6 protein-coding genes are annotated in these 12,566 nt (G+C 51.9%); 3 read left to right on the top strand and 3 right to left on the bottom strand.

Features of this window, described 5'->3' with window-relative positions:
• The first annotated feature begins 35 nt into the window (after nucleotides 1-35).
• Nucleotides 36-452, top strand: a complete 417-nt coding sequence (locus tag SH449x_RS07995; RefSeq protein ID WP_482380808.1) for a hypothetical protein — start codon at nucleotides 36-38, stop codon at nucleotides 450-452.
• A 341-nt stretch (nucleotides 453-793) separates the two neighbouring features.
• Here the strand turns inward: SH449x_RS07995 and SH449x_RS07990 are convergent, their stop codons facing one another.
• Both SH449x_RS07990 and rpsO read right to left on the bottom strand, forming a co-directional pair.
• Nucleotides 794-3,235, bottom strand: a complete 2,442-nt coding sequence (locus tag SH449x_RS07990) for a polyribonucleotide nucleotidyltransferase (protein WP_482380807.1) — start codon at nucleotides 3,233-3,235, stop codon at nucleotides 794-796.
• A 355-nt stretch (nucleotides 3,236-3,590) separates the two neighbouring features.
• Nucleotides 3,591-3,860: a 30S ribosomal protein S15 gene (rpsO, locus tag SH449x_RS07985; RefSeq protein ID WP_482380806.1), complete on the bottom strand. Its 270-nt coding sequence runs from the start codon at nucleotides 3,858-3,860 to the stop codon at nucleotides 3,591-3,593.
• Between the two features lie 425 nt (nucleotides 3,861-4,285).
• Between rpsO and SH449x_RS07980 the strand changes: the two genes are divergently transcribed.
• Together SH449x_RS07980 and SH449x_RS07975 are read left to right on the top strand one after the other, a co-directional pair.
• Entirely contained in the window at nucleotides 4,286-9,427 is a 5,142-nt protein-coding gene (locus SH449x_RS07980; RefSeq protein WP_482380805.1) for a DUF1549 domain-containing protein, read from the top strand.
• A 69-nt stretch (nucleotides 9,428-9,496) separates the two neighbouring features.
• Nucleotides 9,497-10,963, top strand: a complete 1,467-nt coding sequence (locus SH449x_RS07975; RefSeq protein ID WP_482380804.1) for a DUF1501 domain-containing protein — start codon at nucleotides 9,497-9,499, stop codon at nucleotides 10,961-10,963.
• Between the two features lie 190 nt (nucleotides 10,964-11,153).
• On the opposite strand, the gene SH449x_RS07970 is transcribed toward SH449x_RS07975, so the two are convergent.
• Nucleotides 11,154-12,563: a c-type cytochrome domain-containing protein gene (locus SH449x_RS07970; RefSeq protein WP_482380803.1), complete on the bottom strand. Its 1,410-nt coding sequence runs from the start codon at nucleotides 12,561-12,563 to the stop codon at nucleotides 11,154-11,156.
• Nucleotides 12,564-12,566 lie beyond the last annotated feature (3 nt).

Here is a 12,566-nt window from a genome sequence, read left to right as displayed (position 1 = left end):
GGGAAAGAGTTCAATCTTGTATTGCACTTCGCGTCTTGATAAGTAATCGCATGCAGGTGGTCGACAACCCTCAACTGGTATATCGCCATTATGCCGAACGAAGGGAAAGTGAGAATCGAAACAAAGAACTCAAATGTGGCCTGTTAGGGGATCGACTCAGCGATCATCGCTATATGGCAGACCTGTTTAGAGTGATAATGCACTGTTTGTCACACAAGCAGTTCGTTGCCCCACGCCAACTGTTGGCTTTTCCGGTTCCCGCTGAAGAGATAGCCATATTGAATGCCGAATCGGTGAAATCCGTTAATCGTTCGTTCACAGAAACGAAAGCAGAACGAAAAGCTCACAACGACGCAGATGCAATCGGACTCAATCTGGTCTACTGCAAATTCCTGTCCGTCATCTCTAAATTCATCGGCCGTCGGACCTTCTCCGACTTCAAAGGAAAGTAGTTCTTGTGTGGCAACCTTGAGAATCAACGCTTTGCGATGTGAACCACTGTCAAGGATGCCTACCAACTGCAAAACTTCCCCTGTGTCCAGTGAGTCAACACTGTGTTCCAAAGCAAGTTCGCTGCTCTCAGATTCGAACGCATCGCCCGTAGCTGCTACAAGTTGAGTATCATCGGAGTCCTCTCTGTGCGTCTTTGGAGCCAGCCCTCACGTGGGGACACGTCCTCCCTGGAAATTGAGCCCGCTTTTCCATTGTACAAATAAAAAACCCTTTGCGTTGCGATAGCAATGCAAAGGGTTTGGTTTATCAATCGCTTGTGGAGCAATCAGAGACTTAGACCTTAACGACGGTCTCCGCCGGATCGCTCGCCGCCACCAGATCGTTCGCCGCCACCAGAGCGTCCACGGCTTCGTCCACCGCGACTGCCTCCTCGTCGGAATCCACCGCCAGCACCACCGGATCCTCCGGCACTACCGGATCCACCGCCGCTGCCACCGCGTCCGCGACCTCCACGATCGCCGCCTCGGTCACCACCGCGACTACGTCCGCCACCACCGCTACGCTCTGGACTGCGTTCCGCTGTGCGCTCTGGAGCATCTCCGAATCCGATGTCTTCACCCAGGTCATCGCCGCCAAAGTCGTCATCGGACAAATCCTCTTCGTCCTCTTCAACGCTCTCGGCCAACTCGTCTGGGATCCCTAGCTCTTCGAGTGCACGTCGTCGAGAAAGCTTAACTCGATCGTGATCGTCGATGTCGATCACAATAACCTTCATGGCATCTCCCACTTTGCAAACAGTGTCAACCGATGCAACATAGCCAGAAGACAATTCGCTGATATGGCAAAGCCCATCTTTGCCCGGCAGAATCTCAACGAACGCACCGAAGTCACGAACGCTAGATACGACACCGTCGTAGATCTTGCCAATTTGAACCGTCGCCGTGCAGGCTTCTACGCGACCGATTGCGATTCGGGCGGATTCAGCATCAGCAGAAGCGACTGTTACGTTTCCTTCGTCATCGACATCGATGGTTACACCAGTGTCTTCCTGAATGGCCCGAATGTTCTTTCCTCCAGGACCGATCAAAGCACCGATCTTTTCTGGATCGATCTTGGTTCGCAACAATCGCGGAGCAAAGCGACTGGTCTCGCTGCGAGGTCGTGGAATGCAGGTCAGCATCTTTCGCAGAATTTCGATTCTTGCTTCGCGGGCTTGCTTAAGAGTCCCACGGATGATCTCTTCGCTAATGCCATCGATCTTGAGATCTAGTTGGATACCGGTGATTCCGTTTTGTGTACCAGCGATCTTGAAATCCATATCGCCAAAGTGATCTTCGTCGCCAATGATGTCGGTCAACAGAACGTATTGATCTTTTTCTCGAATCATGCCGATGCTGATACCAGCGACGGGATTCGTGATCGGCACACCAGCAGCCATCAGCCCCAAGCAACCACCGCAAACGCTGGCCATGGACGACGACCCATTGCTTTCCAGAATATCGCTGATCACCCGAATGGTGTAAGGGAAATCTTCTGGATCAGGCAGGACTGCCTCAAGCGATCGTTCGGCTAGCATGCCGTGACCAATCTCTCGACGACCGGGGCCTCGGATCGGACGGCACTCTCCAACCGAGAAGGATGGAAAGTTGTAGTCGAGCATGAATTTCTTGCTGTATTCATCGACCAAGCCGTCGACTCGCTGCTCGTCTCTCGGAGTCCCTAAGGTCACAGTGACGAATGCCTGGGTCTCGCCTCTTTGGAACAGAGCAGTACCGTGAGTTCGAGGGAGCAAGTCCGTTTCGCAATGAATGGCTCGCAAACTCTTTGCATCACGACCGTCGCTGCGTCGTCCGGATAGAATCAGATCTCGCACAACAGCGTTTTCAAATCGATGCCAAACCTTATTGAAGAAATCGACCGAAACGGCACCTTCTGCTGCGGGGTCAGGAATCAAGGCTGCGAGAGCCTCTTTCTGGAGAGCACTTGTCGCTTCATTGCGAGCCTGCTTGCCTTCGATTTGCTTGGCATCCTTGAAGCGATCGTAGTAGCCAGCGCGAATCTTGCCCATCAATTCGGTGTCATCAGGAGATTCGTACGGAACCCTGACTGGCTGGACCTTGGCATGAAACTCGTTTTGAAGCTCGATAACTTGACGGCAAATGTCATGTGCGAATTTGATCGCTTCAAGCATCTCAGCTTCAGGCATTTCCTGGGCAAAGCCTTCGATCATGACCACTTCGCGCTGATTCGCGGAAACGATCATGTCCAATTCGCTTTCCTCAAGCTGAGCGTGAGTCGGGAATGCGATCAGCTTACCTTCGATCTTGCCCACTCGACACGATGCAATCGGGCCTTGGAACGGCAAGGAACTGATATAAAGTGCAACGGCTGCCCCGTTCATCGCCAAAACATCTGCATCATTCTGAACGTCGCTGCTCAAAACGATCGCTTGGACCTGAACTTCATCGTGGAAGCTTTCAGGAAAAAGAGGACGAATCGGTCGGTCGATGAGACGGCTAGTAAGGGTTTCCTTGGTTGTGGGACGGCTCTCACGCTTGAGAAATCCACCCGGGAACTTCCCTGCTGCAGCAAACCTTTCTCGGTAATCGCACGTCAAAGGGAAAAAATCGGTTCCCGGCCTAGATGGTCCCGTCGCGGTGGCTATCAGAACAACCGTCTCACCGTATTGGCATAACACACTCGAAGTTGCTTGCTTCGCTAATGCACCAGTTTCAAATGACAGAACGGAATCCCCAATCTGTTTTTCTACACGAATCTTCACAGAACTACTTCCTTCTTAAACTCACGCATCGAGCGACAAAGATGCTCGAATGCAGGTAAACAAAAACAATTACAAATATCTTCGCCACGAAGCACATCGTGACGAGAACAACAAAATCCAGCCGTGCGATGGTCCTAGCACCGCATCAAGCCTACACGAAACACACGTCAACTATGGACTCGACCACTCACCCCAGAAGACGGTGAACGATCACACCCGTTCTCTACAAAAGAGCTCCGTCTCAAAACACTCCATGGACCAATTTAAATACAAAATCGACAGAGATCTGGCGCACCAGAAAAGACTAACGCCATAAACGCGAAAGGCTGGTCGATGCCAGCCTCTCCAATCAAAACTATTTTCTAATTCCCAGCTTTCCGATGATTTCGGTGTATCGCTGTGGATCATGCTTGCGAACATAATCCAATAGGGAACGACGTCGGCTAACCATGCGCAGCAAACCTCGACGGCTGGAATAATCGGTGGGTGCTCGACGCATATGTTCCGTCATCCCATTGATTCTCTCCGTCAAAAGTGCAATTTGCACATCCGCTGATCCGCTGTCGTACTCGGTCTGCTTAAAAGCCTCAACCAACTCTACTTTTCGTTCTTTGCTAACAGTCATCAATCAACCACAAAACTAAAAGTTACGGCGTTCCGTTCTGACGATCCCGCCTCGGTCATCCGAAATTCTTATATCAAAGGGCGAGATCTTACCCGTTCCCTTACTTTTTGCAATGCCAAGATTGCGAGATCGTACTCGCCGGACAGCGAAGAACCCTGCGGATTCGCAAACAGTTCTATTTTCCTCGATTTCTGCCTGTTTTCCTTAGCAAGAATAAGGTTCTCGACGCCACAAAGTGACCTTCGGCATCGAAAACAGCGGTTTGTGCGAAATATTGACCCGCAAGCAGATTTGGCCTATCATGTCAACTGGATCGATCCTGGCGGATTTACCTGTTCCCCCCAACGTACCCGCTGGAGCACTCCCAATCTTCCCTCCCTCACCCCACCTCCTGCCTTGTTTTCTCCCAACGGAGTCTCGATAAAATGGCGTTTGGATCTGCAGTTCGCTCGGCTTTTTCCATACTTTCAGTGTTCCATAGACTTCTGGGGAGCATGCTTTTAGTCGTCACACCGTTCGGATTCGCCCGAGCAGACGATCCGGTCAGCTTTTCCCGCGATGTCTTTCCGATTCTTCGTGATAATTGCTTTGGTTGCCATCAGCCAGCTAAGCAGATGGGTAGCTACTTAATGACCGATTTTTCGGCCTTGCTCTCGGCCGGGGAAAGCGGCTCGCCAGCAGTAATGCCTGGAAAATCGGAAGAAAGCTATTTAGTTCACGAAATAACGATCCTTGACGGCAAAGCTGAGATGCCCAAAGGAGGCAAGCCACTCGCCGAAACACAAATCGAATTGATCAAACGTTGGATCGATCAAGGGGCCGTGGATGATCGCCCCACCGCTCAACCAACCTATTCGACCGCGAATCCACCCAAGTATATTCGCCCACCCTTGGTGAGCAGCCTCCGTTTCTCCAACGAAGGTGCCGAGCTAATCGCCTCCGGGCTCCACGAAGCGATTGTCTTTGACTCCAATACATGGGAACTCAAAGACCGATTGATAGGTCTCAGCCCGCGATTGGAGTCGATCGCATTCTCCCCCGACGGCAAATGGATCGCAATCGCTGCTGGTGATCCCGGCGTTCGAGGCGAATTGCAGATCTGGAACCGCGAAACCAAAGAACTCACGAACAGTTTTGTCATCGGCAATGATACCTTGTTCGGAATCAACTGGTCGCCTGATTCGCAGCTGATCTCCTTTGCATGCAGCGACAATTCCGTCCGTGCGGTTAACTTGGCCGGAGAACAAAAGCTCTATCAACGAACGCACGAGGATTGGGTGAGGGCGACCGTGTTCACCCCCGAGGGCAAACACTTGATTTCGGTCGCTCGCGATATGTCGGTCAAACTGACCGAGGTCGAAACGGAACGCTTTATCGATAATGTGACTTCGATCACTCCAGGGGCACTTCGTGGAGGTGTCCAAGCGGTGGCGAGGCATCCGAGTCGAAACGAAATAGTTGTGGGTGGTGCTGACGGGACTCCCAAGATCTATCGTGTGTTCCGGCAGACAGCCAGGGTTATCGGTGACGATGCCAATTTGATTCGCCAACTAGACCCCATGCCCGGCCGAATCTTTGATGTGGCGGTAAGTCAAGATGGTCGCTATCTGGCTGCCGCTTCCACTTTGGACAACAAGAGTGTGGTGAAGGTCTGGTCCTACGATGCTGTGGAACAACTGCCGGAAGAGATTAAGTCTATACAGGAGAAACCTATTTCTTCTAGAAACGACGAAGAAAAACAATCGCTGGAAAAATACGTGGTGCCGCAACCTGCTGTCTTGGCTACCTGGGAAATTCCTGACACTGCAATTTACTCGATCTGCATCGATCCCAACGGTCGATTGGCTGCCGGCGGAACCGACGGACAAATTCGAGTCTGGTCGATTCCCGAAGCAAAACTGGTGCATCAATTCGACGCGACTCCTCCTGGAGCTTTAGATGCTGCCGATACGAAATCCATCGCTGAGGGTCGCAAAGTTCGACTCGACCAAATCGCAACCTTGCACGAACAAGATCGCCTGCATGACGAATGGTTAAAGCAATCGCAAGCCTTGCCTTTGTCAGAGATTGCAGAGCTAACCGTTCAGCCCAGCGAAGTGGTCTTTTCAAGATGGAATGAATCGGTGCAGTGTTTGGTTACCGCGGTCCTGAAAAATGGCGAACGCATCGACGTCACTAATTTTTGTAACTTCAACATAGCAAGCCCTCAAGCTTGGAGCTCGCCCCGAGGTTGGGTACAACCTCTAGAATCCGGGCAAACGACTCTCCAAGTCAAACTAGCCGATCATCTTGCGGAAATCCCCGTATCGGTTGCTCTAGATGGGGAATCGAACATGGATTTTGTTCGCGATGTCAACCCGGTCCTCTCGCGTTTAGGCTGCAATTCGGGCACGTGCCACGGAGCCCAAGCTGGCAAAAACGGCTTCAAGCTTTCCCTGCGAGGTTACGATCCACTGTTCGATATCCGATCGTTGGCAGATGATTTGGCAGGGCGTCGACTGAATCCATCATCTCCACTGGATAGCTTGATGGTTACTAAGCCGCTTGGAATCGTTCCACACGTTGGTGGAAAGCTCTTTGAATCCGGTGACCGTGCTTCGCTGGTTCTACAACAGTGGATTCGAGAAGGGGCAACGCTTAATCTTGAAACCCCTCGTGTTCAAAGTCTCGATATCTATCCTAAAGATCCGACGATCCCATCCGCCGGGCAATGGCAACAGATGCGAGTCCTGGCAACCTACTCAGACGGAACCAAACAAGATGTAACACACGATGCATTTGTGGAAACTGGCAATGCCGAAGTGGCATCCGTTCTCGAGGGTGCTCGTGTGCACGCTATCCGCAGAGGCGAAGCTCCCATTCTGGCTCGCTACGAGGGTGCCTACGCTGCAACAACATTGACCGTTATGGGGGATCGCTCTGGCTATGCATGGACGCCACCTCCATCTGAGAACCTCATCGATAAGCTCGTTGCTGACAAATTGCAGCGTCTCAAGATCGAACCCTCCGAGCTTTGCACTGACACCGAGTTCCTTCGCCGAGTCAGCATTGATTTGACCGGCTTGCCCCCGACGGCAAATCAAGTCCGCGAGTTCCTTGCCGATTCTAAGCCGACGCAAGAAAAGAGAAATAGCAAGATTGACGAGCTGATTGCCAGCGATGCCTTTGTCGAGCATTGGACCAGCAAATGGTCGGATCTGTTGCAGGTGAATTCCAAATTTCTAGGCAAGGAAGGGGCCTCGAGCTTCCGCGATTGGATCAAGAACAGCGTTGCGTCCAACAAACCCTACGATCAATTCGTTCGAGAGATCATAACGGCTAGCGGCTCGAATCGCGAACATCCCGAAGCGGCTTACTACAAGATACTAAGGACCCCGGAGGATTTGGTAGAGAACACAACGCATTTGTTTTTGGGTATTCGATTCAACTGCAACAAGTGTCATGATCATCCGTTCGAAAGATGGACCCAAGACCAATACTTTGAAACGGCAGCCTTTTTCTCACACGTCAGTCTAGCCAAAGACGAGGCATCCGGCGATCGAACCATCGGTGGAACCGCCGTGGAAGGTGCAAAACCGCTCTATGAAGTTGTTGCAGACGCAAGTGGAAAGGAACTAAAACATGACAGAACGCAACAAGTAGTTGCTCCCAAGTTCCCGTTCGAAACGGAGTTCGACAAATCGGATGGCATGACTCGTCGTGCCGAGTTTGCTGCTTGGCTCACCAATCCGTCGAATCCCTACTTTGCAAAGAGTTTCGTGAATCGTCTCTGGGGCTACTTGCTCGGCACGGGGTTGATCGAACCGATTGACGATATTCGAGCAGGCAACCCGCCCAGCATTCCAGAACTATTGGCACACCTCGAATCGGACTTTATTGCCCATGGCTTTGATTTCCGCCACACGCTGCGAACCATTTGCCAATCGGAAACCTATCAACGCTCGATCGAAAAGAACCAGTGGAACGAGGATGACTCGAGAAACTACGCCCGAGCGATGCCTAGGCGTCTGCCCGCAGAAGTGCTCTACGACGCGATTTACCTAGTGACCGGATCCAAGTCGAATTTGCCTGGGCTCGAACCTGGCACGAGAGCTGCCTCTCTGGCTGACGCGGATCCTGGTCTTCCGGACGGATTCCTCAACAATCTAGGACGCCCCGTCCGGGAAAGTGCATGCGAATGCGAACGCTCGAACGAACTCCGACTTGGGGCGGTGATGTCTCTGGTAAGCGGACCTACCCTCGGATCGGCCATCTCGGATCAGAATAATTCTATCGCCCAATTGGTTAACGAGATATCCGATGACAAAGCTCTCACCAATGAGCTCTTTTTGAGAGTGCTCAATCGTCCGGCTACCACGGAGGAGCTTGCAACCGCCGCAACCGTCTTGAAACAAATCGAACTCGACCATGTACAACTCGAAGCTCAGCTTGCGGAGCGAGAAGCATGGTGGGTTGACGAAAGGCCTGTTCGCGAAGAGCGACTAGCAGCCGAAAAGAAACGGACTGAGGACGAATTAGAAGCCCGACGTGCTGAGATTCGCGAAGCACGCGAGACTGCCGAAGCAGCTAGGTTAGCACGCGTAGAAGAGGCTAAGAATGCGATTGCCGGTTTTGATGCGGGACTCAAGCAGCGGGTGATCGATTTTGTGAACGCACGCAAGGGGCATCCTGCCTGGATCCCGCTACAGACTTCTTCCGCGACCTCCACAAACCAAGCGAAGTTTCAGGTGCAAAGCGATCGATCTCTACTGGTGAATGGGGATGACTCGCCAGCCACCTATTCGGTGCAAACAGTGGTTCCGACCGTGTTCAACGCGATTCGTTTGGAAGCCCTCATTCGGCCTGATCTTCCAGGTAAAGGCCCTGGGCTTTCCGATAACGGTAACTTTGTGATTACGGAACTGGAACTATTTGTGGGCTCACCTGACAAACCCGGTGAGATGCGGCCAATAAAGCTTGCCAAGGGATTGACCGATTTTGATCAGGCAGGTTTCTCGGCAGCAGCAGCCATCGATGGCAATCTAGACGATCAAGGTGGCTGGGCCATTCATGGTGCGACAGGCGTTGAGCACTGGGCAGTGTTCGAGCTCGCCGAAAGTGTAACGCTGGCACCGGGAGAGATCCTCGAATGGCGTATTCATCAAAAGCATAACGCTGCAAAACATCGACTGGGACACTTTCGATTGAGTGTCGCCAACAAGTCGAGTGATCTGCAAATCGGCCTGCCCGAAAGTTTTCAAGCGTTAGCATCCACGCCGGTTGAACAGTGGAATGATGGTGAGCTGGAAAGTGCCAAGACGTACATTCGCGAAACCTCAGCCGAGCGAGTCGAACTGGTTGCTAGACTTAACCGTGAAAACGTGCCGCTTCCCGAGGATGAACTCGTTACTACGCTGACTAAGCGAATCGAACGATTATCGCAGCCTTTGGGGGATGATCCGTTGTTAGTTCGATTGCGAAATGACGTGAAAGAAAGCGCACTGCAAAAAGACAAAGCCCGATTGACGGCGGCAGAAGACATTACATGGGCTTTGATCAATAGCCCCGCCTTTTTGTTCAACCACTGATTCAATTTTGTACTCGGTAACGGCTTCAGATCCAACGATTGTTAAATCCAAATTTGGGAGGGATAGGTCATGTTTCGATTATTAGGACACGCAGGACGAGATTTGTGTGACGGGCATTTGGGTGTCACGCGTCGCGATGTACTGCGCGTCGGTGCGTCGGGCCTGTTCGGTTTAACACTGCCTCAGCTTTTGCAACTCCAAGCTGTCCAGGCCAGCGATTCCAACAATGCCCCTGGTTGGAATCGAGCCAAGCGTATGATCATGGTCTACTTACAGGGTGGACCTAGCCATATCGATCTCTGGGATCCCAAGGAAAACGTTCCCGATAAGGTGAAGAGTGTTTTCGGAAACATATCGACCAAGATTCCCGGAATTCAATTTACCGAAAATTTGCCCTTGTTGAGTCAAATCAACGACAAGTTTACGATGATTCGTTCGATGAGTTATACACCCAACGGACTCTTTAATCACACTGCCGCCATTTACCAAATGATGACCGGTTACACCACCGATAAGGTGAGCCCTTCTGGGCAATTGGAGCCACCCAGCCCGAAAGACTTTCCGAACTTCGGGTCCAACATCATTCGCATCAAGCCCGCCGATGAACCGATGCTGCCGTTTGTCATGCTTCCTAGGCCGCTTCAAGAGTCGAACGTTGTGGGCAAGGGTGGTTATGCCGGATTTCTCGGTAAGGCCTATGATCCATATACGTTGTTTCCTGAGGGTGACGATATGGATATGAACAAGATGGATCGCATCAATATCAGCGACTTGCAACTCCGGCCCGAGGTTTTCGCAGTCAGGTTAAAACGTCGAGCGGCACTAAGAGATCTCATCAATGCCAAGATGCCCGAAATCAATGCCGCCGTTGAACAGCACCAGCTGGACGAGTACTTTCAGCAAGCGCTATCGTTGGTGGTCTCAGGCAAAGCGAGAGAAGCGTTTGACCTCAAGCAAGAGTCTGAAGCTCTGCGTGATCAATACGGACGAAACACTTTTGGTCAGAGTTGTTTATTAGCGAGACGGTTAGTCGAAGCCGGGACAAGAGTTGTGGAAGTGATTTGGCCCAAGGTGGCGAATAGTGACAACCACTCCTGGGATCATCACGTCGATTTATCGAAGCGAATGAAGAATCAGTCAGCACCGATGCTGGATCGCGGCATCTCGGCTTTGATTTCCGACTTGGACGATCGCGGGCTTCTGGAGGATACCTTGGTGGTTGCGGTTGGCGAGTTTGGCCGATCTCCTGAACGAGGTGTGAGCACTAGTGGAAACGGCAATTCGGATGATGGTCGAGATCACTGGCCATACTGTTACACTGCCGTAATGGCGGGGGCCGGGATCAAGCGTGGTTATGTTCATGGCAAGAGCGACAAAACTGCCAGTTCGCCTGTGGACGCACCACTGCATCCAGCGGAGATGTTGGCAACGATTTACCACTCGTTTGGCATTGATCCAGAAACCATCGTCTACAACCACTTGAACCAGCCGCGCGAGCTGGTCAAAGCCCAAGCTGTCACGCAGCTTTTCGGTTAGAAACGCATGCAACCTGACGTTACTCTCAGGTACGCCGACGAGCAAAGCTACTTGTAGGCTATAACAAATCGTTATGCCGTTACGGCACGGCACGCCGGAGATGCATGGAGCTTGTCGGATTCCGCCCGAGCCAGAGCGAAGCATGTCGTAACTACACAAAGCCTCAGGCATTCTTTTCCCCTTTGAACAATTAATTTGTTCCGACTTGCCAAGGCGTACCAAGCCAGTTCGCCTGGAGCGTTCCGTCCTGTGCCCATAACTTGATTTCCGCATCGTGCGCGACGCCTATCACTAACTCCGCTGGAGTGATTGCTGCTGCATGCACCCAATCTTTGTGACCGCTGAATGTCTGAACAACTTGATTGTTGGATGTGTCCAATTTGTGTAACTGCTTGGCCGAGGTCGGTACGTATACGAAACCTCCATGGCGAACCAATCGGGAGCCTTGACCGCTCAAGAGCACATCGGCTGCACGACCTCCATCAGCAACGTTCCATCGGTGCAGTCTTTTATCATCGCCCGTAGAGAACACCTGGGTACCATCTGGCGAGAAAACGACTCCACGGACGGGGGCTGTATGTCCAGCATAGTTGAGGATCATTTCTCCTGATTCGAGATCGAGCACTTTGACCGATTTGTCGCGACTTGCTGACGCTAGCCGCTTGCCATCCGGACTAAATGCAATCGCTGTCACCCAATCCGCATGGGTGGAATAAGATTTAATCGTCGAGTTCGTGTCGGTATCGATGAGCCGTATGCTGTTGTCGGCAAAGGCAACGGCTATCTCATTGGTGCCGGGCCGGAAAGCTACGTCTAAGGCAACATCCAACGCGCGAGCGAGCACAGCCGTCACTTGCAGTGTTTGCAAGTCTATCAGCCGAACCTCGCCGATACGTCCCGGCTCGCCACATGCCACCGCCGCCCTATCGCCAGCATCATTCAAAGCAATCGCAAAAATGCGTTGCCCCAAGTTCGAGATTCGTCGATCGGGCATCCTGTTGGCGGACTGTTCATCGGTCGGCTTTCCATCGGCCAGATTCCAAACAAGCACCTCGTGGAAACCACCTGTCAACAAATACTTTCCATCCTTGGTCACCGCCGCTGTGTAGATAGGGATTGCAGGATAATAAGCCGGTGGATCGGCATAGGTCTTTGCCAAAGATTGCAGCGGCAAAAGCAACGTAGGATCCTCTCCATCAAAAACCGCTCCGGAATCGATCCAGGCAACGATTGCAGCAATCTCATCCTCTGTTAATGGATCTTGTTCAGGCGGCATCCTGGTTTCAGGATCGGAATCCTGAATGCGGTGAAGCAACAAGCTATTGCTTGATTCACTGGCTGCGACCGGATTTTCACCCGAGTCTCCTGGCTTCATCAACTCCTGAAATGTATCCAGGCGATAGCCCCCCTCCGCTTTCTTGGCGCTGTGGCAAGCGATACATTTCTCGACCAGGATCGGAGCAACATGCTCACGAAAGCCAACTGCATTTACCGGTTCTTGAGCCAGCAATGCTGCGGAGCTTGTCATCAGCATGGCGATGCTCATGCTAAGCCCTAGGTACTTTATCCTGTGACACTTCACTTCAAAATTTTGTTCCATTTG

It is taken from the genome of Brakhagea baltica (genome assembly GCF_052161605.1).
GTDB lineage: Bacteria > Planctomycetota > Planctomycetia > Pirellulales > Pirellulaceae > JBKCUI01.
The sequence above is the reverse complement of the archived record's forward strand: the minus strand, read 5'-3'. Positions and strand labels throughout refer to the sequence as shown.

Coding starts and splice junctions, on each gene's coding strand:
- rpsO (WP_482380806.1), bottom strand. CDS start 3,860: ATGACTGTTAGCAAAGAACGAAAAGTAGAGTTGGTTGAGGCTTTTAAG.
- SH449x_RS07980 (WP_482380805.1), top strand. CDS start 4,286: ATGGCGTTTGGATCTGCAGTTCGCTCGGCTTTTTCCATACTTTCAGTG.
- SH449x_RS07975 (WP_482380804.1), top strand. CDS start 9,497: ATGTTTCGATTATTAGGACACGCAGGACGAGATTTGTGTGACGGGCAT.
- SH449x_RS07970 (WP_482380803.1), bottom strand. CDS start 12,563: ATGGAACAAAATTTTGAAGTGAAGTGTCACAGGATAAAGTACCTAGGG.